Below are 24,903 nucleotides of genomic sequence, written 5' to 3' on the forward strand. Positions count from 1 at the left end.
CGCCAGCCGCGACGCAGGAACGCACCTGCCAACCCTGGGACGCCATCAACCGCTCGACCCGCGCGCCGTCCACGCTGATGCCGTCACGGCGTAGCTGCCGGTGCACCCGGTCCACGCCGTAGGTACACCTCGACGCCTGCCAAATCTCGTGATCGTTGGACAGCAGGCCGAGGCGGCGCTGTGACCCCGACCGGGAGCGGGCTGGCCGAAGGTCTGGCCCTGGGGCTAGCCGAGGACCGTGACGTACAGCAGGTACACGTTCAATACGATGATCACTGCGGCGATGCCACCTGCCGCCGCCGTGGTGGCCCGGCTGTTGACGAACGAGCCCATGATGTCCGCGCGGCGGGTGAGCAACAGCAACGGGACCAGAGCGAAGGGGATGCCGAACGACAGGACCACCTGCGAGACGACCAGGCTGTCCGTGGCCGGCAGGCCCAACCCCAGCACCAGCAGTGCCGGGAGCATTGTCAGCCCGCGCCGGACGAACAGCGGGATGCGCCGGCGGATGAAGCCCTGCATGACGACCTGCCCGGCGTAGGTGCCCACGCTCGACGACGACAGTCCGGAGGCGAGCAGGGCCACGGCGAACGCGAGGGCCGCGCCGCCACCGACGAGGTGGCCGAGCCCGGCGTGGGCGGCCTCGATCGAGTCGACGTCGGCATGGCCGGTGCGGTTGAACAGCGAGGCCGCGATCACCAGCATGGACAGGTTGATCACACCGGCCGCGCCGAGCCCGACAACCACGTCGAGCCGCTGGAAGCGCAGCAGCTCGTGGCGCTCGGCGTCATCCCGGCAGGCCACCCGGGCCTTCGTCAAGGCGGAGTGCAGGTACACCACGTGCGGCATCACGGTCGCGCCGATGATGCCCGCCACGAGCAGCAGGCTGTCGTTGCCGGCGAGCCCGGGAACCATCCCGTCGGCGACACCGACCGGGTCGGCGCCGACCACGGCCAGGTCATAGAGGAAACCGAGAACCACGATGCAGAGCAGCCCGACGATGGCAAGCTCGAAGCGCCGGTAGCCGCGCTGCTCCAGGCCGAGGATCCCGAACGCGACGACCGCGGTGATCAGCCCGGCCGGGAACAGCGGTACGCCGAACAGCAGATTCAGCCCGACCGCCGCGCCGACGAACTCGGCCAGGTCGGTCGCCATCGCGATCACCTCTGCCTGGACCCACAGGCCCCGGGAGACCGGGCGCGGCAGGTGCTCGCGGCACAGCTCCGGCAGGTCACGCCCGGTCGCCACGCCAGCCTTGGCCGACAGGTACTGCACCAGCATGGCCATGAGGTTGGCCACCACGATCACCCAGGCCAGCGTGTACCCGAACCTCGCGCCGGCGGTGAAGTTGGTGGCGAAGTTGCCGGGGTCGATGTACGCAACCGCTGCCACGAACGCCGGACCGAGCAGCGCCAGCACCCCGCGCAGCCGCCCGCGGGAGCGCAGCAGCTGCAGATCGCTCAGCTCGGTGACGGGTGCGGCGGGCTCGGTGACGGCCGGTGATCGGCCGTCACCGATTACGGGGCCCATGCCTCACCCGGACCGACGGCCCGAGCCCGAGCGACTGCGGCGTACGGGAGTCCGGCGACGGCTGTCGCAGCCCCTCGTCCAGCGGCCCGAACTGGGTCATCGGCGACGGGCTGCCATCCCACGGTGTCTGCTCTCGAACGACCAGCGTGTTCGTGGTCGGCAGCAGGCCGGCCACCGAGGCGCCGTTCTGCAGCGCCGCGCGTGCCACCGGCGGTGGGTCGACGACACCCATCTCGATCACTGTGCCGAAGCTGCCCTGCGGCGCGTCGAACCCGTCGGTGGATCGGGTGGAGTTCGAGGTGCATCATGTGCTTTCTATCCTGGTCGTTGCCCGGCGGTGACGGCGGCGATCCGGTGCCGCTGAGGTGGAGTCTGGCGCTGGCCGTGTGCTGGGCGCACGGGCCCGTCCGGTACGGGCCTGGGAACACGTGCCGCAGTGCGCGCCGGGACCGCGGCGATGGCCAGGTGACTAGCTGGGGGCCCCGCCGCTCATCGTGATGTCGCCGTTGAGGCCGGAGGGATAGAAGCCGCCGGAGTTCGCCGGGCTCGCGTTGAGGTACACGATATTCAGGACCGACTGGGCCGAGCGGCCGTAGGTGATGCCGTTGGCGTCGTTAGGAATAAGGTTCGCCTCGGCGCTGGTGCCGATACCCTGGTCGTCGTCGACCGGTCCGTCGAGACTGTTGCGGGCGTCGGAGAGCTTCTGCACGCCCGCGAAGACGGCATCGTCGATCATGCCTTCGTTGTAGAGCGCGTGGCGGACGATCCCGGCGTGGTACGCCTCCGTGGCGAGCATACCCGCGGCAGCGTCCAGGTACGTCTTGTTGGACAGCAGCGGTGCCGCTCCTTTGAACGCGGAGACGCCGACGTCCTCGAACAGGAACGCGGCGAACAGGAAGTTGAGATCGTTGGCGTACGGGTCGAATATTTCGCCCGACTTGATGAGCCCGGCCGCGGTGGCCGCTGCGGTGAAGCTCGTGTCAAGAGAGATCGCCGGACGGGAAACGGCGTGCTCCCCGAGGGCGGACCGCAGGAAGGCCACATGCTGCTGCTCGTCCGACGCGATCTCCCGTGCGAACTTGCGCACTACCGAGTTGCTGAAGTTGACCATGCCCCCACCGGTCACCTCACCCCGGGTGCCGGTACCGGTGGTCATCTCGTCGGGCAGTCCCTGCCCCGTGGTGGCGCGCAGGTAGAACTCGGCTTCGAGGTATTCGAGGTTGAGGGCGAAGTTCAGGACCGTCGCGTCACTCGGCCCAGAGCCGTCCGGCGATTGCGCGCCGGGGTTCGTCGGGTCCGTCATCGACGCGAGCTTCCGTCGATCGTCATCCGACTCCGCGCTGCGCGACACCGCCTCTTTGATGAACTTCTTCACCATCGAAAGTCGACCCCCGTTTCGATTCACGACACGCCGGGTATCGATATGTCGCCGGTGCGCCGCACGCTACTGCCGTCGGCGCTCACGCTAGGGGCGTGGCTGTCTCGGCCGTGCTTCTTTCCCGAACCTTCACCCGCGGGAGGTGCACGGCGGGGATGGCCGCACCACGGCGCAGGCCAACCAAGAGCGATGACAGATGGAACCGAAGATGGCACAGGTTCCGACGGCGAGCACGTGCACCTCGAAGGCTCGGCAAGTGATGTCGTGCGCCGCGGCGCGGACGGACGCTGGCGGTACCTGATCGATAACGCTATCGCCACTGCACCCAAGAAGTCGCCGACGAATTCGGACCAGAGTTCGCTGCCGAACATTTTGAAGCCAATGCCGTAGGTGATGGGCGTAGCAATGATGACACCCAGAGTGCAGTGCGTAGCACAATGGCAAGCTTTGATTGTCGTAAGCCCACGTCGCGACCACCTGGGCGGGCTGCCGTGCCGGTCCAACCACCGTGGAGATTGGGGTCTGCCCCACTTCCAGTAGACCAGGACGGCTGCTGGGCCAAGGTAGGTGGCGGTTGCCGGCCAGACCATCTCCATAACCTTGACCGGCTGGCGGTATCCCAGCCCAAATTGGTCAACAATGACAACGGCAGTGCTGGCCAACCCCACAAGGAGCAGAGCCCACGAAAGCATCACGAGCCACATCGGTTGCACAACCGTCTCCGTTCGCTCAGGACACTCGATGCAAGGTCGGTGGTGGTGGATTTTGACAAACTCCGTCACCAGGTGGGCAAGGTGACCAAATTTGCCGTCTCCAACATGAGAGCACATCCGGCGGTGGGGCATGCGGCATCGCCCACCTGCACGACATAGCGCCATGGGCTGAGTAATGCACCGATGCCGAGCAATGCGGACTCAAGGAATTTGGCGGAGCTAGCAACCCAGCATTGACCTCACCGACGCGGCCAGGAGCGATGCTATTGCGTGCGTGCGTGCGTGCGTGCGTCCGGTAGGGCAGGGCTTCCAGGTCGTGATGGTCCGCCAGTCGGGCGGCCAGGTGTGGCAGCTGACCGCCCTGGGCCATCGGTTTCGGCGACCTGGCGGTGCCCACCGTGGTGATCTTTCTCTTCCACACGGGCCTGCAGCTGGGCCGACTGCGGGGCGCGCGGCGGAAGAGCCAGGCCGACACGCTGAGGCTGCGGCTCCGGATGTGTCGCCTCCTCCGCAGGGGCAGGGTGTTCAGGTTCGGCGATCAAGGACGTTGTTCTGCAGCAGGCCGACGAACGATTCCCTGGCGGCGTTGTCGCCGGCGGCGCCGACCCTGCCCATCGACCCGAGTGGCTCTGACCGGCGTATGAAACACGCCTTAAGTGGGCGTTTTAATCTTGTCTGCATGTGATTGACGGCATTCGGCCCGCCGATGCCGAGGTTAGCAGCGCGGTCGACTCATGGCTATGGACACCATTTGCCCCGGCTGATGCCGCATCGATATGCCAGCTTCGTTCCGCAGAACGTGTCTGGTTCAGGAAAGCTCTCGTATCGTCGGACTCCAGGTGCGATCCACCGCGCCTCGTCCACAGTAGACCTACGGCATGGCCGAGCGACCCGCCTACCCCTCTGACCTGTCCGACGCCCGCTGGGCGCTGATCGCGCCACGGCTGACCGCCTGGCGCCAGGCCCGCACCGACGCCGGCGTCGGCGGACGTATCGCCACCCACGACCTGCGGGAAATCTTCAACGCCATCCTCTACGTCAACCGCACCGGCATCGCCTGGCGCTACCTGCCGCATGACTTCCCGCCCTGGCAGACCGTCTACGGCTACTTCACCGCCTGGACCGGCGACGGCATCTTCACCCAGCTCAACTACGACCTCACCGCACTGGCCCGCGCCAGGGCCGGACGCACCACGCAACCGTCGGCCTGCGTCATCGACACCCAGAGCGTGAAGACCTCCACCAACGCATCTGCCGCCACGCAGGGCATCGACGCCGGCAAGAAGATCGTCGGACGCAAACGCGGCATCGTCACCGACACCCTCGGCCTGCTCCTCGCCGTCATCGTCACCGCCGCCAGCGCCAGCGACAACACCATCGGTATCGACCTGCTGGAACAGGCCAAAGCCACCCACCCAGCCCTCACCAAAACCTGGGTCGACGCCGGCTTCAAGAACAAGGTCATCGAACACGGCGCCACCCTCGGCATCGACGTCGAGGTCGTCGCCAAAGACCCACACGTCAAAGGGTTCTCCGTGGTCAAACGCCGTTGGGTCGTCGAACGAACCCTGGGCTGGATCATGCTCCACCGGCGCTTGGCCCGCGACTACGAAGCCCTGCCCGGGAACTCCGCCAACATGATCCGCATCGCCATGATCGACAACCTCGCCAGACGACTCACCAATGAAACCACCCCAACCTGGCGAGACACCTAAAAGCGCATCACTCACAAATTACGTGAATCAGACGCCCTCTAAGGCCCCTCTCTGTGTGCAGGTGTTGGCAACATCGAGGTCCCCGTTAGCGAGACAGCCCCAGGTCACCGGAGCACCTGGACTTGTGTGAGCCTCAAGGTCTTGGCGATCGTCATCGGCGGTGGGGCAATAGTTCGTGTGGCCCCTCGGACACGACCCATGCTGCGGTGCCGAGGCCGGGTAGATCATCAGTTGCCTTGGCGTTAGCCACAGCGCTGATCGTTCGTTCGATGCGGTCCGGGGCGAAGGCGGAGGCCAGCCAGGTGTCGAGCGGATCGGTGAGGGCGTCCTCCCGCAGGTAGACGTTGCGGGGGTGCGCGACCCGGTTGACGAGGGCGTATTCCTGGGGGAAGCGGTAGCGGTAGTACGCGTGCGCTCGCAGGCGGCGCAGTAGATCAGGCCGCGGAAGACGTACGGGTTGCGGGTGCGCTGCCTGGTTCTTTCGCCGTCGGTTCTTTGCCGACGCCGGCTGAGGAGAGCCTGCGCTTCTTCGAAGGTCGCGTCGTCGATGAGCGATGGGTGGGTGATTTCCTTGGAGACCACCCACTTGTCGCGGGGGTTCCACCGCATGGCGCCGGTGTGGCCCATGGCGACGTCATCGACGTCGAGGAGTACTTCGTCCGTACGTTGCTTGTTCCAAACCCCGTGTACCGGGGGTTGGTGAGGATGACGCGGACGGCGCTCTTGGACCAGGCGATGCCGCTGCGGTGCGGACTGCGGGCGCGGTCGTGCGCCGAGGGGCAGGGCACGTGGTTGGCGGTAAGGCCTTCGGCGATGGTGAAGAGTCCGTCGCGGGCGAGAAACTCGTCGAAGATTCGGCGCACGACCGGAGCGGTCTGGTCGTCCAGCGCGCCACCGTCAGTTCGCTCTGTCTGGGTGGCGGTGTTGGTTGGTGTCAGGGCCGGCCGTCGAGCGGTAGTCGGTGACGGCGAGGCAGAGGCGTGGAGCTGTAGCGCCAGCGAGCCAACGGCTCCACCGCCGAGGCCAAGGCCCTCGCCACGAAGATCGAAGCGGACCGGGCCGCCGAGGTGCAGGCCCTGCAACTCCTGACCGCGCACTTCCGGCCGGCGACGCCCTCGTTGGAGGCGAGCGCCGGCCGGGCCTTGAGCCGTCTGGGGCGGGGACGAGGGGGCGTCGCCGGCTTGCTTGCGCCAATTGCCGCCGGCGTCGGCGGCGACGGGCGGCCGGGGCGATTGCCGTCGGGTCGTGGTCGAGGGGCCGAACCGGCGGTGCGGGGACCAAAAACTTTTGGTGGTTTCCTACAAATGACGGGTGGGTGGTTCGGTGATAGCGCCATGGCGCTCCCGGCCGGCAGGCGGAAGGGTAACCACTGCCGGGAGCCGTCGTCTCGCGGCGCACGCCATGGGTCTACCAAAAGGGGTCAATCGGGTGTTCAACCGTGTCGCCATCGTCAACCGTGGTGAGGCTGCCATGCGGCTCATCCACGCGGTCCGAGAGTTGGCTGCGGAGACCGGCGTCCCGATCGAGACCGTCGCCCTGTACACCGACGTCGACCGCACCGCGACCTTCGTGCGTGCGGCGGACATCGCCTACGATCTCGGTCCGGCGTCCGCCCGCCCGTACCTCAATCTGGTGGCGCTGGAGCGCGCGCTGACGGAGACCGGGGCCGACGCCGCGTGGGTCGGCTGGGGTTTCGTCGCCGAGGATCCGGCGTTCGCGGAGCTGTGCGAGAAGATCGGGGTCACCTTCGTCGGGCCGAGCGCGGAGGCCATGCGCCAGCTCGGCGACAAGATCGGCGCGAAGCTGATCGCCGAGGAGGTCGGTGTGCCGGTCGCGCCGTGGAGCCGCGGTGCCGTCGGGACTGTGGATGCCGCCCGGGCGGCGGCGGCCGAGATCGGCTACCCGCTGATGCTGAAGGCGACCGCGGGCGGTGGCGGGCGCGGCATCCGCGTGATCAGGAACGAGGACGAGCTCGCCGACGCGTACGAGCGCACCAGTCAGGAGGCGGCGCGGGCGTTCGGCAGCGGCGTCGTGTTCCTGGAGCGCCTGGTCACCGGGGCCCGGCACGTCGAGGTCCAGGTGATCGCCGACGGGCAGGGCACCGCGTGGGCGCTCGGTGTCCGCGACTGCTCGGTGCAGCGACGCAACCAGAAGGTCATCGAGGAGTCGGCGTCGCCGGTGCTCAGCCCGGCGCAGGCAGCCGAGCTCAAGGCGTCGGCCGAACGGCTGGCCGTGGCGGTCGGTTACCGCGGCGCGGCGACCGTCGAGTTCCTGTACCACCCCGGCGACGGGGTGTTCGCGTTCCTCGAGGTCAACACCCGCCTGCAGGTCGAGCACCCGATCACCGAGTTGACCACCGGGTTCGATCTCGTCAAGGCGCAGCTGCACGTCGCCTCCGGTGGGCGACTCGACGGCGAGCCGCCGGCGGAGCGCGGGCACGCCATCGAGGCCCGGCTGAACGCCGAGGACCCCGACCGCGACTTCGCGCCGTCGCCGGGTCGTATCGCGCGGCTGGACCTGCCCACCGGCCCGGGGATCCGGGTGGACACCGGCGTCAGCGAGGGTGACACCATCCCGGCCGACTTCGACTCGATGATCGCCAAGATCATCGCGTACGGCCGCGACCGCCACGAGGCGCTCGGCAAGCTGCGCCGGGCGATGGCGAACACCACGGTGATCATCGAGGGTGGGGCGACGAACAAGAGCTTCGTCCTCGACCTGCTCGACCAGCCCGAAGTGATCGACGCCAGCGCGGACACCGGCTGGATCGACCGCGTCCGAGGCGAGGGCAGGCTCGTCGCGCACCGGCACTCCGCGGTCGCGCTGGCCGCCGCCGCCATCGAGGCGTACGAGGAGGAGGAGCGCGTCGAGCGGCAGCGGCTGCTGTCGACGGCGTCCGGCGGGCGCCCGCAGGTGCAGCACCGCAGCGGCCGGCCGCTCGACCTCAAACTGCGCGGCGTCACCTACCGCATGCGCGTGGCGCGGGTCGGCGCGCACCGGTTCCGCGTCGGCATCGAAGCGGGCTCCGCCGTACGCACCGCCGATGTCGAGCTCGACCGCTTCGACCGGCACACCGGCCACATCGTCGTCAACGGCTCCCGGTACCGCCTGCTCACCGGCACCCACGGGCCCACCCACCTGGTCGAGGTGGACGGCGTGACGCACCGGGTCAGCCGCGACGAGGGCGGCGTCGTCCGTTCCCCCATGCCCGCGCTGGTCGTCGCCACGCCACTGCAGGCCGGCGACGAGGTCGAGGCGGGCGCGCCGGTGCTGGTGCTCGAAGCCATGAAGATGGAGACGGTGCTGCGGGCGCCGTTCCGGGCGCGGCTGAAGGAGTGCGCCGTCGCCGTGGGCAGCCAGGTGGAGGCCGGTGCGCCGCTGCTGCGGCTGGAGCCACTCACCGACGGGGCCGCCGAGACCGCGAGCGGCCCGGCCGCCGTTCCCGTCGAGCTGGACCTGCCCGCCGCGTCCCAGGACGTTCCGGCGTACCGGCGCAGCAGGCGCGGCCAGGAGGACCTGCGCGGCCTACTGCTCGGCTTCGACGTCGACCCGCACGACGACCGTCGAGTGCTCGACGATTACCTCACCGCGCGGCGGGCGGCCACCGAGGACGGCCACCGGCCCCTGGCCGAGGAGCTCGACCTGGTCACCGTGTTCGCCGACCTCACCGAGCTGAGCCGCAACCGGCCGACGGGCGAGGACGGCGACGGCCACGTCTACAGCGCCCGCGAGTACTTCCACACATACCTGCAGAGCCTCGACATCGAACGGGCCGGCCTGCCCGGTTCGTTCCAGGCCAGGCTCGCCAAGGCGCTCGGGCACTACGGGGTCACCGACCTGGAGCGCTCTGCCGAGCTCGAAGCCGCCGTGTTCCGGATCTTCCTCGCCCAGCAACGGGCGTCCGCCGACGCCACGGTCGTCGCGACGCTGCTGCGCGCGTGGCTGCGGGAGCCGCCGCCGGACGAGACGCTGCGCGAGCCCGCCGGCCTCGCGCTGGAGCGGCTGGTGGCCGCGACGCAGGTCCGCTTCCCGGTGGTCGCCGACCTCGCCCGCGGCGTGGTGTTCGCCTGGTTCGCCCAGCCGCTGCTGCGCCGCAACCGCGCCCGCGTTTACGCCCAGGTCCGGGGCCACCTTCGTCAGCTGGACGCGCACCCGGACGCGCCGGACCGCGCCGAGCGCATCGCCGAGATGGTACGCAGCACCGAGCCGCTGGTCCGGCTGCTCGGCCAGCGGCTCGTGCGCGACCACCTCGACAACACGGTCATGCTGGAGGTGCTGACCCGGCGGTACTACGGCAACAAGGCGCTCACCAGCGTGCGTGCCCGCGCGGTCGCCGGCTGCCGGTTCGTGGTCGCCGAGCGCGCGGACTCCAGCGTGGTCTCCACCGCGGTGCGCTTCGACGCGCTGGGCAGCGCGCTGCGCGGGCTCGCCGAGCTGGCCGGCGACGAGGACGCCGTCGACGCCGACATCTACCTCGGCTGGGAGGACCAGCCGGAGGACTTCGACGCGATGGCTGCCGCGCTGCTGGAGGTCATCACCGCGCACCCGCTGCCGCGGGTCCGCCGGCTCACCACCACCGTCGCGGGTCGCGGCGGCGCGGTGATGCACCACCACTTCACCTTCCGCCCGTCGGGTACGGGGATCACCGAGGACCGGCTGATCCGCGGCCTGCACCCGTACATCGCGCAGCGGATGCAGCTGGAGCGGTTGCACAAGTTCGACCTGACCCGGCTGTCGTCGTCGGACGAGGAGGTCTACCTCTTCCAGTGCGTGGCGCGGGAGAACCCGTCCGACGAGCGCCTCGTCGCGTTCGCCCAGGTGCGGGACCTGACCGAGCTGCGCGAGCAGGACGGTCGGCTGGTCGCGCTGCCGACCACCGAGGACGCCATCGCCGCCTGCCTCGACTCGATCCGCCGCGCCCAGTCGCGCCGACCGTCGAAGACGCGCTTCACCACCAACCGGATTGTGGTCTACGTCTGGCCGCCGAGTGAACTCACCCGCGAGGAGATGGAGATGATCGCCGGGCGCGTGCGCCCGACGACGGCGGGCGCCGGGCTGGAGGAGATCCTGTTCATCGCGCGGCAGCGCGACCGCCGGACCGGCGAGCTGACCAAGATTGCCGTACGGATCTTCTTCGACGCCGCGGGCGGCGCCGAGCTGACCGTCGGCGAACCGCCGGTCGAGCCCGTCGAGCCGCTCGACGAGTACCGGCTGAAGGTGCTGCGCGCGAGCAGCCGCAACACGGTGTACCCGTACGAGCTGACCGGCCTGCTCGGGGACTTCGTCGAGCACGACCTCGACGACCACCACGCGCTGGTGCCGGTGGACCGGCCGAGGGGGCGCAACAGCGCCGCCATCGTCGCCGGGGTGGTCACCACGCCGACCGCGCGGCATCCGCAGGGTGTCGCCCGGGTCGTGCTGCTCGGCGACCCGACGAAGTCGCTGGGCGCCCTGTCGGAGCCGGAGTGCCGGCGCGTGATCGCCGCGCTGAACCTGGCGGAGCGGATGCGGTTGCCGCTGGAGTGGTGGGCGCTGTCCGCCGGGGCCCGGATCTCCATGACCTCGGGCACCGAGAACATGGACTGGGTGGCCGCGGCGCTCAAGCGGATCGTCGAGTTCACCCAGGCCGGCGGTGAGATCAACATCGTCGTCGCGGGCATCAACGTGGGCGCGCAGCCGTACTGGAACGCCGAGGCGACGATGCTCATGCACACCCGGGGCGTCCTCGTGATGACGCCGGAATCGGCGATGGTGCTCACCGGCAAGCAGTCGCTCGACTTCTCCGGTGGGGTGTCCGCCGAGGACAACTTCGGCATCGGCGGCTACGACCGGGTGATGGGACCGAACGGGCAGGCGCAGTACTGGGCGCCGAACCTGACCGCCGCGCGGGACGTGCTGATGTCGCACTACGACCACACGTACGTCGCGCCCGGCGAGGAGGCGCCGCGTCGGGCGACCACCACCGACCCGCTCGATCGTGACATCTCCGACTTCCCGCATGCCGTGGCCGGCAGCGACTTCACCACCGTCGGCCAGATCTTCTCCGCGGAGGCCAACCCGGAACGCAAGAAGCCGTTCGACATCCGGACCGTGATGCGGGCGCTCTCCGACCAGGACCACCCGGTGCTGGAGCGCTGGGCGGGCATGGCCGACGCGGAGACTGCGGTGGTGCAGGACGTACACCTCGGCGGCATCCCGGTGTGCCTGCTCGGCATCGAGTCACGAGCCGTGCCACGGCGCGGCTTCCCGCCCACCGACGGCCCGGACACCTACACGGCGGGCACGCTGTTCCCGCGGTCGTCGAAGAAGGCGGCGCGGGCGATCAACGCGGCCAGCGGCAACCGGCCGCTGGTGGTGCTGGCGAACCTGTCGGGCTTCGACGGCTCACCGGAGTCGATGCGCAAGCTGCAGTTGGAGTACGGCGCCGAGATCGGCCGGGCGATCGTGAACTTCCGCGGGCCCATCGTCTTCTGCGTGATCTCGCGGTACCACGGCGGCGCGTTCGTGGTGTTCTCGAAGGCGCTGAACCCGAACATGACGGTCCTCGCGCTGGAAGGCTCGTACGCCTCGGTCCTCGGCGGCGCCCCCGCCGCCGCGGTGGTGTTCTCCGCCGACGTCAACGCCCGCACGGCGGCCGACCCCCGGGTGCGGGACCTGGAGGCCCGCGCTGCGGCCGCGGCCGGCACCGCACGCGCCGCGTTGACCGCGGAACTCGACGAGCTGCGCTCCTCGGTGCGCGCGGAGAAGCTCGGCGAAGTTGCCACGGAGTTCGACCGCGTGCACAACATCCAGCGCGCCGTCGAGGTCGGCTCGGTGGACGCCGTCATCCGCGCCGCCGAGCTGCGTCCGCGCATCATCGACGCCATCGAGTCGCGCCTGCTTTGATCCCTGCCCGGCCGGGGACTTCCACCAGGGAGTCCCCGGTCTCCCGCCGGGGTGACGTCTCCGCCGCCCGCGGTTGACCGCCTGCAGCAGGGAGGTGGAGGACAGTCTCGTTGCTCTGGTGTGGTGCCGATGACGGTAGTGGCGCGGCTCGGCTCATCCGGCGCGGGCTGTCTCCCGACTGCGAAGAGATCGGCTTCAGCGCGAGCGCGTTCGGCCTGGGTCTGAGAGATCCAGTTGATTACCACCGCGGGGTCCGCTCCGGCGTCGAGGGCGGCGCGGTAGCGGATTTCGGCGGACACCGCTGACCGTCGCCGACCTGACGGCCGGGCTCGTCCCCAGCGCTGGCGCGGCGTCGCCGGCGGTCCCGGGCCAGGGGTAGGGGCGGGGTCGCCGGCCGCACCCCGCCCCGTCCCGCCCGCCGCCGCTACGGCTTCAGCACGACCTTCACGCAGTCCTCCTGCTTGTTCTTGAAGGAACAGCGGCAGCACCGCGCCGCGGAGGTCCCGCCGGACAGGGCCGGAGGTCGTGAGCCGGCTTCCATCCACGCCTCGCCACCAGCATCCCGGTCACCGGTCGAGCGCGGCGGCCAGGCGCCGGGCCTCGGTGACCAGCCGGCTCGACCCGCCGCGCGCGGCGACCTCGGCCAGCCCGGGCACGTCGATCCGGGCGCCGGCCGCGCCCGCCGTCTCCGCCGCCAGGGTCAACAGGTCCGGGGTGCCGCGCGGGGCCTTCGGCGCCGCGAGCAGCGCGGGCAACGCGGCGGCGAGCAGGCGCCAGGTGCTGAGCGGGGCACCGGCGGCGGCCGCGTCGCGCAGCGGCTGCAGGGTGCGGGTCAGCGTGAGGTCACCGACGGCGGCGAGGGCGCCGAGGTGGGCCCCGACCGTGGGGGCGTCCAGGTCGCCGGCGGCGGCCAGCATCAGCAGGGCGTCAACGGCGGCGACCCGGTCGGACTCGTGCCGGGCACCCAGGCCGTACGCGAGGGCGAGGTCGACGGCGGGACCGCCGTCGCCGCCGCACTCGGCGAGCAGCGGCAGGATCGCGGCGCCGCCGGACAGGTCCTGGTCGGCGCCACTGGCGATGTCGGGCAGCGCGTACGCCGCGACCAGTCCCCGGTAGCCGGGCAGCACGGCCGGCCAGAGCAGGGCCGCGCCGCCGACGTAGCTGTCCACGGATCCGGCCGGCACGGTGAGCAGGCCGAACGGGTCGTCGACGCCCTCCGGCGGGCTGACCAGCACGTGCGTCCGCTGCCGGGGCAGGTGCTCGTACCCCCAGTAGTGGCCCTGTCGGTGCTCGCTACGGGGCAGCGTGACCACCTGCTGGTCCGGGGTCGGCAGGCCGCCGGCGCGCAGCCATCCGGCGAGCCGGTTACCGGCGGGCGTGCCGAGCGCCGCCGCCCTGGCCGCGAGGGGCTCGTCGACCCGCGCGGGCAGCCGCAGCAGGGCCTGCGTCAGGTCCACCTCCCACGCGCCGCGCTCGCCGAGCCGGGTCAGGCGGTCGTACAGCACCTCCGGGTCGATGGCACCGCTTGCCCTGGTCGGGGCCGCGAGCAGACCGGGGTGCTGGGGCGGGCCGACGCGGTCACCGATCTCGGCCAGCCGGGCGCGCAGCAGCCGGTGCGGCGGGGGTACCCGTGGATCGAGGGACGGTCCGCCCGGCGTGCGGCGACGCAACGCCGCCAGCATCGCGGCCCACCGTCCCCGCCGTACGCCCCCCTCGACCGGGTCGGCCGCCGCGTGCAGCACCCCGCCGAGGAGACCGCACAGGCAGCACGGATCCCACGGGTGCTCCTCCGCGCCGGCGCGGTGCCGCCGCAGCACCGGAATCAGGGCGTCTTTCAGCCGGGCCCGGTCGCCACCGGCGAGCCGGACCACTGCGTCGAGGACCCGTTCCAGACCGGACGCCGTCGTGGGGCCGCCGAGCAGGGAGGCGGCCTCCTCCGCCAGCTCGTCCGGGTCGGTGATGGCCGGGGGCGCGGGCAGCGGGCCGGCCGGTGGCGGCAGGTCGTCGCCCACCGCACCGACCACGACCCGCGGGGCGACCACGTGCCCGTGCCGGGCGGCCAGCGTGCCGGCCCGGTCGCGGACGTCCGCCGCCGGGTGGTCGACCGCTGTCGCGATGACCTCGGCGATCTCCGCCGCCCGGTCGGGGTGCCGGCGGGCGAGCTGGTCCAGCCAGCCGAGCTGGGCGCGGACCAGCGCCTTGTCGGGCCGGACGAGGACGGCCCGCGACGCGTCGAGCAGCCCCTCGACCTCCACGCCGTCGAGAGCCCGCAGCGTCTTCTGCGCCATCGACGCCACGGACCCGGGGGCGTCGGCGAGCAGGCGCAGGTAGTCTCCGCGATGCCGGTCGACCTCGCTGGCGGTGGGCTCCAGCAGGGCGTGCAGGGTGACGAACGCGCGTAACGCGGCCGGCCGGTCGCCGCGCAACAGCCGGCTCACGCAGCCGTCGAGCAGCATCGTCCGGTCCAGGCGGCCCTCGCCGGCCAGTCGCGCCAGCGCGCGCGGCAGGGCGAGCTTCTCGTCGGTCATGAACTCGTCGAAGGACATCCGCGTCCCGGCGCCGTCCACCTCGAACAGGCGCGGCACCAGGGCGTCGAGGAACACGTCCGCCCGGAGCCGGTCCACCAGCGGGACCGGTCGCTGCCACTCCGGCGGCCACGCCATCAGGGCGAGCCAACCCTCCACGAACTGGTCACCGGTGGGCGGTGCCGCCTTCTCGGCGGTGAGCATCTCGGCGACGAATCCCCAGCCGTCCATCGGGTCGTCCCGGCGGAGCCGGTCCGCCAGCCGGTATGCCAGCTCGGCCAGCCAGGGCACCCCGCGCGTCCGCGCGACCTGGACCACCAGCCCGGCGTCGGCGCCCCGCAGCGACACGTTCCGCCGGCCGAGCAGCTCGGCCGCCGTGGCGGCGGTGGGCAGGCACCCGACCGCGGCCACCGCCAGGGCCGTCGCCTCGGTGTTCCACCACCAGTTGTCGCGCCGCCGGCGCACGTGGGCCACCAGCCCGTCGGCGAACGACCGCCGCCCCTGGTCGTCGAGGCCGGTGACCGCGTCGACGGCCGCGCCGATGTCGCCCCGGACCAGGAACTCGAACGGATCGGTCACGCCCCGACCTCCACCGGAGCGCCCACCATCGTCGTGGCGAGCGCGTGCTTGCAGGGCCCGCGCTGACCGCGGTGCCGCGCCCACCAGGGGCAGGAGCAGGTGTACGAGCCGTCCGTCCGGCGGCGGACCCGATAGACCTCGACGCCGTGGCGTACGGTCGCCGCCTCGCCGTCGAGCGTGACCGCGCCCGCCTCGACCAGCGCCCGCGCCCCGACCAGCCGGGGATTGTCCCGCTCGGCCCGGCCGGCGTCGTACGGCAGCACCCGGTGGAAGTAGCCCGCCTCGGCCACGTCGAAGCCGACCCGGCCGGCGGTGCCCAGCTGGGCCAGCGCGGCCCGGACCCGGTCCGCCGAAATCCCCGCCGAGGCGGCCAGCGCGTGGACATCGATCGTCGGGTCCCAGGACAGCAGCGCGGCGACCAGCGCGGCGTCGTCGGCGACGTCGTCCGTGGCGAGCGCGGTCAGCGCGCCGCCCTCGCCGGAGAAGCCCCGGTAGGGCTCCGGCGACAGGGTCAGCGACAGCCGCAGCGCGCCGGTGTCGAGCTCCCACACGCTCGGCAGCGGCGGCGACCCGGCCGCCGCCGATGGCCCGTACACCCGCAGGGTCTTCGCGTACCGGAGCAGCCCACGCAGCGTGGCGAGCCGTCCGGCGCCGGCCAGGCACACCGCGCCGGGCGCCGGGCGCGAGGTCAGCCGCAGTGAGCGCCCGGCCGGCACCACCCAGAGCACCGACCGGTCGTTGCCCGCCGGCAGCCGGCGCAGAAAGGCGGCCGCCTCCGCCGCCGGGATCTCCGCCCGCGGTTCCATGGCCGCGGCGATCAGGTGGACCTCGGCGAGCCCCCGCAGCCAACGCCCGGGCAGCGGCACCTTCTTCTCCACCACCGGGCCGTCGAGGGTGGACACGGTCAGGTCGTCCGGCCCCACCGACAGGTGCAGCGGGTCGATGCCGCCCACCCGGGCCAGCGCCTCCCGCAGCGGCGCGTTCACGTCGACGTTGGTGGTGCCGTGCTCGACGATGTCGCCGTCGAACCCGGCCGGCACGACGTCCAGCCGCGCGTACACCCCGCAGCAGCCGGAGAACGATTCGAAGCGCATCCGGTCCCGGCTGCCGGTGACCACGGGATCGAGGCTCGCCGGGCTGACCGGCTGGTGGTACCGGGTCCGGGCGACCTCGGCGACCGCCAGCAGCCCGGCGGCCGCGGCCTGCGGAGTCGTCAGAAAACCGGAGAAGAACCGCGGGTTGGTCGCGGGCCCGCCGCTGGTCTGCAGCGCCAGGTCACCCCGGTGCAGCGTGGACGGCTGGAGGTAGCGGTAAGTCTGAAGGGCGCTCACGGCTGCAGAACTTACGACCGACCCCCGACAGGGCACGACGGCAGGCTGCAACCCGGGCGACAGGGCTCCATCCGACCCGGCAGCGTGGGCCAACGGCCGATCGCCGAAATCTGTCGGGCGATCGACGGGTGGGCCGCTTGGCCGACATGATGGACCGTGTGGCCGACAAGTGGGGGAGCGTGGGGCCTCGGCCTATTGATCCAGGTCGTTAGGGTCTGGCAACCGGTGGAAGGCGTCGGCCGGCACCGCAGTCTGCCTAGTGCTCCAACGTCACTTGATCTTGACGCGGCAGTCTCAAAAATTATCCGGGCGGCGGTCCGACGAGCGGTTCGCCAATGTCGGGCATGCTACGGCTGCGTGGACGAAGTGACTTTCCCAGCGTGCGCACCGCAGTCGAAGACACCACGGCCAGTTCGGGCTGCGCAGGCAGAAATACCGTGGGGACACCCAGCGACTGGTTCATCGCGGCGAGCTGGTACTCGGTCCGAAGGTCGGTGGTGTTACGCACGCCGCGGACGATCACTCCTACGTCATGGCGACGGCAGTAGGTGGAGGTCAACCCGCTCCAGGCCGCAACGGTGACGGAGGTCCACTCGACCGGCAGAATGGCCCGAACAGCGGCCGCTCGCTCCTCTTCGTCGGTGCCCGGATGCTTGATGCTGTTGACCGCGACGAGCACGACCACTTCGTCGAAGAGGTCGCGTGCCCGGTTCACCACATTCAAATGCCCGGGAGTGAAGGGATCAAAGCTGCCGGGGTAGACGGCTCGCACGCGTACGCGACCGGGGGTGCGTGCTATCGAACCTGGCCCTGCCGATGGTTCGGGTGTCACGGCCGCAAGACCCGTTGCACATCGCGGATGACCTGCTCAGAGGCCAGTGGGGCCCAAGAGGCGAACAGTTCCCGGAAGTAGGTACCGTGCCGGTCCGCCACCGCAGGATCGTGCTCGATGACGTCCAGTTCGTTGACGATGCTCAGGTCCATGAGCGACCGAAGTTGAGCCGCATTCGGCGTTCTCACCTGACGTACGAAGCGGTCGAACACCTGGCCGGTCTTTGCCAGCTCCCGCCAGCTGCGTCTACGGTCGCAGGCGCCATACAGATAGACAAGCTCCTCGGCATCGGCACCAACGAGATCCCGTAGCACAGCACGATCGGCCCGATCAAGCAGGGCGAGGTCGAACCCGTCGGTGCCGTAGACGGCGTGGGTTAGGCCCGCGGCTTGCACTTCACTGCTGCAGCCAAGCACGGCGAGTCGTTCACTGACTCGACATAGGTGCGCGTACAGGTTGCCCCCGGGATGCGCGATCTGCTCAGCTCCGCGCCGGCGGAGCCAGACCCGCACGCCTTTGTCGGTGCTCATGGCCCGACTGTAGGTATCGGCTGTCGGTCGGATTCGCTGGCCCCTGGGTGTGGGCAATATGTCACAGCGCCGTGGATCCGTCTGGCACTCGCCTGGCCGGGTGGCGGGTCATCCTGGACGAGGCGGTGACGCGTGTCGCGGGCCGATTCGTGCGGGCGGAGCCGCGCCGGACCGCCGGGCAGTTCGTGGAAGGGCTGCTGTCGGGCGTGGAACGCAAAAGCTGCTGGTCCCTCGCGGAACGGGCTGGTCACACAATTCCGCAGGCGATGCAGCGGTTGTTGCGTACGGCGGCGTGGGACGCCGACGCCGTCCGCGATGACGTGCGTGACTGGCTGATCAAGCAACTCGGCCACCCCGACAGGGTGCTGGTCACCGACGAGACCGGATTCCTGAAGAAGGGCGTACGCTCGGCCGGGGTGCAGCGGCAGTACACGGGCACCGCGGGTCGTGTCGAAAACAGCCAGGTCGGGGGTGTTTTTGGCCTACGTATCACCCGCAGGCCGGGCGCTGATCGACCGCAGGCTCTACCTACCCAGGACGACCTGGTGCGACCGCCCCGATCGCCGCGCCGCCGCCAGCGTCCCCGACCAGGTCGAGTTCGCCGCGAAACCGGCCCTGGTCCGCCAGATGATCGCGGCCGCACTCGACGCCGGTGTCCCCGTCGGTTGGGTGACCGGCGACGAGGTCTACGGCGCCGACCCCGGCCTACGCGATGACCTCGAGCAGCGCGGGATCGGCTACGTCCTGGCCGTCGGCTGCGACCGGCGCGTACGCGTCAACGACGCCCGCACCCGTGTGCTTGTCGACGAGGTCGCCGAGCGGGACCAGGGACGACGAGGACTCGATAGCTTCACCCGTCAAGCCTGCCTCGACCCCTGGACACGAGCAACGCAACAGACCCCACGACGCCTATCCGACGTCGTCTACAAGCAGATGATCAAGGACACCGCGGCAGCGAGGACGGGCCCGGGAGGACACGTGGGGGCGACTCTTCAATCCAGCGCGGTCGACCCGATCCCCATGGTCAACACTTCGGAACAGTCACTTCCCGGACCCGCCGAACCCCAGCCTAGAACACCGCTCCTCGCCGCACAGAGGGGTGCCACCAGCGGGCACGCCGCCGAGGCGGTGTGACGGTCGTCCCCGCAGACCTTGAGTCGGCCAGACTTGTCGTGGTCATGCAAGCATCAACTGAGGCCGTAGTGTCAACCACCATGCGAGACCAGGCAGCCGGCTGCCAGCGAGACGTGGATCCGGATGAGCTTGCAGGCTGCGTGGTTGTGGAGGTCGGGGAGCGGCAGGCTCGGCCGTTCATCACCGTTGCCGAGGGTCGCAGCACGCCGTCGCGTGAAGCTCGGCTTTACCTCGACAGCGTGTGGCAGGTTCGGTCGCCTTCGGGGACGAGCGGGGCGTTGTCGGCTTCGGCGGATGTGTCAGGTTGCTCGACCTGAACAGCCTGACGGTGGAGCGGGCTCAGGTCAGCGATGCAGGTGACCTGGAGGTCCGATTCGCGGACGGTTCCAGCGTGACCGTGTCCGGTGCGGCAACGGCCGACAGCGGTCGAGTCGGACGGTGACGCGCCTGCCGGCGAAGTGGTAGCCGACGGGGTGTTGCCGGCCGGCGAGGCTGATCAGGCCGGTGGCGTTGACGAGCCGGTCGACCTCGATCGGGCGGCGATCCGGCCGGACCGCAGGTGGCAGGCCGAAGCCGGCTTGCGGCGCCCGTCGAATTGGCAAAGTTGGGGGGTGACCAGGAGTTGGCCGGCGCCGCATCCGGGTGAGCGTCGTTTGCGATTTCTAGGGAGTATTCACCTTTCCGTCGGGGGCGTCGGGGTGACGCGGTTGGAGCTGTTCCTCGACCTGGTGTTTGTGTACGCATTCCTGAGCGTGACGGACCTCATGGCGGAGAACTTTCGGATCGAGGGCCTGTTCCAGGGTGTGCTGGTGGTCCTGTTGCTGTGGCGGTGCTGGAGCTCGTACACCCTGCTCGGCAACGTCGTCAGGTTGGACCGGGGATTCATGCGGCCGCTCATCTTCGGGCTGGCCGCGACGATCCTGTTGATCGGGATCGCCACGCCGGTGATCTTCACGGATCGGCCGGGTGGCTTGTTCGGGCCGATGATCTTCGTCGTCGCCTTCCTGCTGGCCCAGTCCAGCGCGCTACTGATCTTGACGTACACCGTTTCGGACAGGACCCGAAGACCCCTTCTACGCGCATGGTTGCCGTTCTCCGGTGGCGCGATCCTGCTCCTGTCCGGTGCGCTGCTGCCTCGCCACCTGCCCTCGGACGTCGACGGTGGTTCCGTCCAACTGGCCCTGTTCTTCGCCGCCACCGCCGTCGACTTCATCGGCGTGCGGGCGCTCGGCACGGGCACCTGGCGGATCGTCTCCGTGCCGCACTGGGCCGAGCGGCACCGGCTGGTCATGCTCATCGCGTTGGGCGAAACGATCATCTCGATCGGCACCAGCCGCGGCCTCATCGGTGACCCACCGATCACCTGGTCCGTCATCGCGGGCTCCGCCCTGAGCCTCGTCGTCGTGGCAGTGCTCTGGTGGCGCTACTTCGACATTGCCGGATTCGCCGCCGAGCAGGCGCTGGAGCAGCGGCCGGCAGCCACCAGGTCACGACTCGGCCGGGACGCGCACACCGTCCTGCACGTCGTGATGATCGTCGGTCTCGTCCTCACTGCGCTGGGGCTCAAACGCGCGTTGAGTTCAGTCGAGCCCGACACCGCGCACCGGTGGGACCTGCTCAGCGCGCTCGTCCTCTATGGAGGCGTCCTCGTTTACCTGCTCGGCCAGGTGGCCCTCGAGCGCCGCACCATCCGCTTGCTGGGTCGCAGCCCGTTGTTGGGGATTGTCCTGGTGACCGCCTTGGTTCCGATCGCGGTCCGCCTGCCAGCGGTGGGCGCGGTCGGGCTGCTCGCCGCCATCCTCACCAGCATGGTCCTGGCTGATCTCACCGTCTTCCGCCGGCGGCATCACGTGCTGCATCGGCAGGCGGCGCAGGCGGCCGTCCGGGCCGCCACCAGCGGAGTCACACCCAAGGAACTCTTCCTCGATCTGGTGGTCGTCTACACGTTCATCCAGGTGACGGTGTTGATGACCCGACACCCCACGGGGGTCGGGGTCGTCCAGGCCTTGGCTGTGCTCAGCGTGCTGTGGGTCGCCTGGTCCCTCTACACCCAGGTGGGGAACGTCCTTCGCAGCGAGTCCATCCCTGTGCGGTTGAGCGCCCTGCTGGTCGTGGCACTGACCCTGACGATCGGCATCGCCATCCCGCAGGCGTTCGACGTCGTACCCGACGGCTTGCCCGGCCCACTGATCGTCGTGATCTGCTACATCACGCTACGCATGCTGCACCTGACGGCACTCCTGGTCCTTTCTCGGGACCGGATACCACGCGCCCAACTGTTGCGGGCGGGCGTTCCGAACGTGGCCGCGCTCGTCCTGCTGGTGTTCGCCGCGCTGGCATCCTCGCGGCCCCATGCCCCCGCAGGGCTGAGCCAGCTCGTGGCGGGCCTCTGGCTGGCGGCCATCGTTGTCGACCTCGCCGGGGGCTACCTCGTCGTGCGGCGGTTCTGGCAGGTGACTTCGGCCAAACACTGGACCGACCGGTATGCCCTGATCATCCTCATCGCACTGGGCGAGGCGGTCATCTCGGCAGGAGTGGCCGTCTTTGGCCGCCCGATCTCCTGGTCCGTGATCGTCGCCGTCGCCACCAGCATGGCCCTTCTGGCCACCCTCTGGTGGGCGTATTTCGACACCGACGCCATCGTTGCAGAACACGTCATGCGAGACCGTGCCCGCAACCAGCGAGTCGCGCTGGCCCGCGACGCCTATACCTACCTGCACCTACCCATGATCATCGGGCTGATGCTGCTCGCCTTCGGCCTGCGAAGGACCCTCGACGTGGTCAGCGATCCGTCAGGACCGGCGCGCGACCCGCTCGGGTACGCCCTCCTTTTCGCCGGAGTGGTCGTCTATCTTCTCGCCAACCAGGCATTCTGGTGGCGCATCCAGCACGAGATTCGCTGGGTCCGGGCCACCGGAATCCTGCTGGTGGCGATCCTCGCGCCGGCGACCAACCGACTGCCCCCACTGTGGGCGCTGACCATCCTTACCGCCGTCACCGCCGCCGTCATTATGATCGACTCCCGCCGCGCGGGCGAACTACGGCGGCGGCTGCACGAGCCGCCACCGTCGACCATCCTGACCGACGTCCGCCCCGTCAACCCCGTCAGGTAGCCCCGAGCATTGCCCGCGACCATCGCTCGAGTGGGGCTCCCGGCCCGACCAGCGGGATAAGGTGACCGCGAATGGCCTGCTGCGGTCCGCCGCTCGTCGAGGGCCAGAACCGACGCTTGCGTGACGCTCCCTCCACACGCGCCTCGATCGGCTTGAACAGCACCTCGATGCTGATCGTTCGTTCGATGCGGTCCGGGGCGAAGGCGGAGGCCAGCCAGGTGTCGAGCGGGTCGGTGAGGGCGTCCTCCCGCAGGTAGACGTTGCGGGGGTGCGCGACCTGGTTGACGAGGGTGTATTCCTGGGGGAAGCGGCAGCGGTAGTGCGCGTCGCCGTGGTTGTACTGGCCCTGCATTCTGGTCGACCGGCCGCCAGCGCGCCGGCGCGAGGGCGAGCAGCGGTCCGAGGGTGTCGATGACCCGATGCGCGCGGAGTACGACACCCCGGCCAGCGGCCCGATCTGCCGCATGGTCAGGTTGGTGCGCCAGTAAGTGGCCCATCAGCAGCACCCGATCGGCGAGGTCTAGAGCTCACTGCCGGCCCGGCCGGCCGTCGGCGATGGCGTCCCCACCGCGCTCGGCGACCAGGCGGACCCGACACCGGGGTTAGGAGACATCTCTTAAGCAGCCGCACGGTCACGTCGGGTCGGTGCACTCCGGGTCGCAGTCGCAGGACACCACGAACTCAAGCATCCGGATCACCCTTTTTCCGTCGTGGACGGGCATGGCGGAAGGTCGGGCATTTGACATTTTGCCCGGGGTCGATCGAGGCGGCGTTGCAAGAGTTGGAGCGCCGGCTCTGCGATAAGCGGATGGATACCTGGGATGCGATTGAAGAGGCGAGAATCGTGCGGCGACGCTTACTTGAGGGTTTCAGCGTTACGGAGTCACGCTCGCATGGCGGGTCGCGGTTCCGTCAGATCAACGTCTTTCCTGGTCAGTGGCGATGGCCGGCGACCAGGTGGCTCACCTGACGGATGCGAATTCATTTCCTGAAAGGAGCCCGGGTTTGCATTTGGTGAGCCTGCGAAACCGACAATGCTCGCACGGCGGTCCGCTCCGGTAAATGGCTGAGTCCGCTTGGTGGCAGGAGCCTTGTGAATGGGATTCATCGCTCCAGAATTGAATCCGACCGGGGAATTGTTGCCCCGGCGGCTCTCACTTCAGGAGGTAAATCCCCATGAGTCGAATGAGATCGGGCGGACGCGGAGGCACGATCATGCGCCGTACCCTTTTCGCGTTGGCCGCCGCGATCGTCGCCACCGGCGCGATCGGAACACCGGCAGTGGCCGACGGCAAGCCGGTCACCCCGTCGGCCCAGCCGGCCGAGGCCGTGCCGGGCGGGTTCTCCACCTGGCGTGAGCTGTTCTCCGTGCAGGAGCGGCTCAACTCGGCCGCCGACGAGATCATGGCCGCCCGCGGCGACGGCTTCGCCGGCGTGGTCGCCGCGCCGGAAGACCGCAAGCTCACCGTCTACTGGAAGGGGCAGGTGCCCGGATCCGTCCGTGACCTGGCCAAGCGGCTCGCCGTACCGGTCAGGTTCAAGCCGGCCCGGTTCCACCAGCGCGAGATGGTCGCCGAGGCGCAGCGGCTCGCTGCGGACCCGCGTGCGGTCTCGGTGTCCGCCAAGGTCGACGGCAGCGGCCTCGCGGTGACCGTCACCGGCAAGGCGCCGGTGGCGGGTAAGCAGGACGTCCTGCGTACCGCGCGGCTGCCGCTCAGCCTGAGCACCGCATCGCGCCCGACGCTGCTGAATCGCCAGAACGACTTCGCCCCGTACTGGGGTGGTGCGCGGTACTACGCCGGTGGTGGATGCAGTACCGGCTTCGGGGTGTACTGGAACGACGCCCGCCAGATCCTCAGCGCCGGGCACTGCGGGTCGAACGGTCAGGTCGCGTACGACGGTGGTGGCCCCACCAACACCATGGGGCCGATCATCAACGACAACAACCCGCGGGACACCCTGATGATCAGGGTCGCGGCCGCCGGCCGGATCTACACCGGACCGTACAACGCTGCCACCAGCATCGGGGTCGGCGGGGCGGCATCGGACTACGTCGGCAACTATGTCTGCACCGGCGGCGCCTCGAGCGGTGAGCACTGCAGCATCCGGGTCAGCGTCGTCAACCAGTTCATCAACGTCGGCTACGTGATCGGGCCCGTGACGCAGGCCAACCACGTCACCGCCGGGGCCTGCGCCGCCGCCCCGGGCGACAGCGGCGGGCCGGTGTACTCGTACCGCTCCGACGGGCGGGTCGACGCTCGCGGCACCATCTCCGCCGGGGTGACCGGCACGGCGGTCTGCCCCGGCGTCGTCGCCAACGGCTCCAGCAACGTCTGGTACGCCCCGCTGCTGCGGCCGGTGGGTGACGCGCAGATCGGGTCGCTCACCTACCACGGCGCCTCGCTCATCCAGGGCTGACGCGTATCCGGCGCCCAGCCGCAACGGGTCGGCGCCAAGCAGTGATCGAAGTACCGTGGGCCGGTCCGTACGGGCCGGCCCACGCCGCTGACGGCCCCGAGCGCACTCCGCCGCTGGGTGTGGCGGAGTCGCCGCCGTCGACCACCACACTCACCTCATCGAACATCCCGTCGGAGGCAGTGGCCGACTCGCGACGCCCCTGACTCCCATCCAACGAGGG

At 70.2% G+C, this 24,903-nt stretch carries 13 protein-coding genes and 4 pseudogenes; 6 read left to right on the forward strand and 11 right to left on the reverse strand.

Going from position 1 to position 24,903, the window contains the following annotated elements:
- Positions 1-31: 31 nt before the first annotated feature.
- The 4 genes and pseudogenes from GA0074696_RS32570 to GA0074696_RS13375 all read right to left on the reverse strand — a co-directional run.
- Positions 32-265, reverse strand: a pseudogene (locus tag GA0074696_RS32570) (IS3 family transposase); the annotation flags it as partial.
- Complete coding sequence (locus tag GA0074696_RS13365) at positions 226-1,530, reverse strand: Nramp family divalent metal transporter (RefSeq protein WP_088961409.1); 1,305 nt, start codon at positions 1,528-1,530, stop codon at positions 226-228. The pseudogene GA0074696_RS32570 and the gene GA0074696_RS13365, both read right to left, overlap by 40 nt.
- Positions 1,511-1,771, reverse strand: coding sequence for a hypothetical protein (locus tag GA0074696_RS13370; protein WP_197700836.1), 261 nt, complete (start codon positions 1,769-1,771; stop codon positions 1,511-1,513). The genes GA0074696_RS13365 and GA0074696_RS13370 overlap by 20 nt, the downstream gene beginning before the upstream one ends.
- 228 nt (positions 1,772-1,999) lie before the next feature.
- Complete coding sequence (locus GA0074696_RS13375) at positions 2,000-2,905, reverse strand: ferritin-like domain-containing protein (protein WP_197700837.1); 906 nt, start codon at positions 2,903-2,905, stop codon at positions 2,000-2,002.
- A 192-nt stretch (positions 2,906-3,097) separates the two neighbouring features.
- Between GA0074696_RS13375 and GA0074696_RS31795 the strand changes: the two are divergent.
- Positions 3,098-3,298, forward strand: a pseudogene (locus tag GA0074696_RS31795) (hypothetical protein); the annotation flags it as partial.
- 1,201 nt (positions 3,299-4,499) lie between these two features.
- A complete protein-coding gene (locus GA0074696_RS13385; protein WP_157745867.1) occupies positions 4,500-5,336 on the forward strand; it encodes an IS5 family transposase in 837 nt (278 codons plus the stop codon).
- Positions 5,337-5,770: 434 nt separating this feature from the next.
- Here the strand turns inward: GA0074696_RS13385 and GA0074696_RS32575 are convergent, their stop codons facing one another.
- Complete coding sequence (locus GA0074696_RS32575) at positions 5,771-6,433, reverse strand: recombinase family protein (RefSeq protein ID WP_088961411.1); 663 nt, start codon at positions 6,431-6,433, stop codon at positions 5,771-5,773.
- 331 nt (positions 6,434-6,764) lie between these two features.
- Here GA0074696_RS32575 and GA0074696_RS13395 point away from each other — a divergent pair, with 331 nt between their 5' ends.
- Complete coding sequence (locus GA0074696_RS13395; protein WP_088961412.1) at positions 6,765-12,221, forward strand: ATP-binding protein; 5,457 nt, start codon at positions 6,765-6,767, stop codon at positions 12,219-12,221.
- A 566-nt stretch (positions 12,222-12,787) separates the two neighbouring features.
- On the opposite strand, the gene GA0074696_RS13400 is transcribed toward GA0074696_RS13395, so the two are convergent.
- The 4 genes from GA0074696_RS13400 to GA0074696_RS13415 all read right to left on the reverse strand — a co-directional run bounded on the left by GA0074696_RS13400 (position 12,788) and on the right by GA0074696_RS13415 (position 18,018).
- Positions 12,788-15,325, reverse strand: coding sequence for a DUF6493 family protein (locus GA0074696_RS13400; protein ID WP_088961413.1), 2,538 nt, complete (start codon positions 15,323-15,325; stop codon positions 12,788-12,790).
- Positions 15,322-16,656, reverse strand: a complete 1,335-nt coding sequence (locus tag GA0074696_RS13405) for an SWIM zinc finger family protein (protein ID WP_088961414.1) — start codon at positions 16,654-16,656, stop codon at positions 15,322-15,324. The genes GA0074696_RS13400 and GA0074696_RS13405 overlap by 4 nt, the downstream gene beginning before the upstream one ends.
- Before the next feature lie 301 nt (positions 16,657-16,957).
- Positions 16,958-17,428, reverse strand: a complete 471-nt coding sequence (coaD, locus tag GA0074696_RS13410) for a pantetheine-phosphate adenylyltransferase (protein ID WP_231925355.1) — start codon at positions 17,426-17,428, stop codon at positions 16,958-16,960.
- Positions 17,429-17,484: 56 nt separating this feature from the next.
- On the reverse strand, positions 17,485-18,018 hold the full coding sequence (locus GA0074696_RS13415; RefSeq protein ID WP_088961415.1) for a DUF6817 domain-containing protein: 534 nt from the start codon (positions 18,016-18,018) through the stop codon (positions 17,485-17,487).
- Between the two features lie 125 nt (positions 18,019-18,143).
- On the opposite strand from GA0074696_RS13415, the pseudogene GA0074696_RS13420 reads away from it, so the two are divergent.
- Positions 18,144-19,152 (forward strand): annotated as a pseudogene (locus GA0074696_RS13420) (IS701 family transposase).
- Positions 19,153-19,859: 707 nt separating this feature from the next.
- Complete coding sequence (locus GA0074696_RS13425) at positions 19,860-22,265, forward strand: low temperature requirement protein A (protein WP_172894274.1); 2,406 nt, start codon at positions 19,860-19,862, stop codon at positions 22,263-22,265.
- Here the strand turns inward: GA0074696_RS13425 and GA0074696_RS13430 are convergent.
- Complete coding sequence (locus tag GA0074696_RS13430) at positions 22,258-22,617, reverse strand: hypothetical protein (protein ID WP_088961417.1); 360 nt, start codon at positions 22,615-22,617, stop codon at positions 22,258-22,260. The genes GA0074696_RS13425 and GA0074696_RS13430 overlap by 8 nt on opposite strands.
- A gap of 19 nt (positions 22,618-22,636) precedes the next feature.
- Positions 22,637-22,855 (reverse strand): annotated as a pseudogene (locus tag GA0074696_RS13435) (helix-turn-helix domain-containing protein); the annotation flags it as partial.
- Positions 22,856-23,480: 625 nt separating this feature from the next.
- Between GA0074696_RS13435 and GA0074696_RS13440 the strand changes: the two are divergent.
- Positions 23,481-24,683, forward strand: a complete 1,203-nt coding sequence (locus GA0074696_RS13440) for a S1 family peptidase (protein WP_157745885.1) — start codon at positions 23,481-23,483, stop codon at positions 24,681-24,683.
- Positions 24,684-24,903 lie beyond the last annotated feature (220 nt).

Origin of the sequence: Micromonospora purpureochromogenes, assembly GCF_900091515.1 — a bacterium.
Lineage (GTDB): Bacteria > Actinomycetota > Actinomycetes > Mycobacteriales > Micromonosporaceae > Micromonospora > Micromonospora purpureochromogenes.

Coding starts and splice junctions, on each gene's coding strand:
- GA0074696_RS13430 (WP_088961417.1), bottom strand. CDS start 22,617: ATGCAGGGCCAGTACAACCACGGCGACGCGCACTACCGCTGCCGCTTC.
- GA0074696_RS13385 (WP_157745867.1), top strand. CDS start 4,500: ATGGCCGAGCGACCCGCCTACCCCTCTGACCTGTCCGACGCCCGCTGG.
- GA0074696_RS13440 (WP_157745885.1), top strand. CDS start 23,481: ATGCGCCGTACCCTTTTCGCGTTGGCCGCCGCGATCGTCGCCACCGGC.
- GA0074696_RS13415 (WP_088961415.1), bottom strand. CDS start 18,018: ATGAGCACCGACAAAGGCGTGCGGGTCTGGCTCCGCCGGCGCGGAGCT.
- GA0074696_RS13365 (WP_088961409.1), bottom strand. CDS start 1,530: ATGGGCCCCGTAATCGGTGACGGCCGATCACCGGCCGTCACCGAGCCC.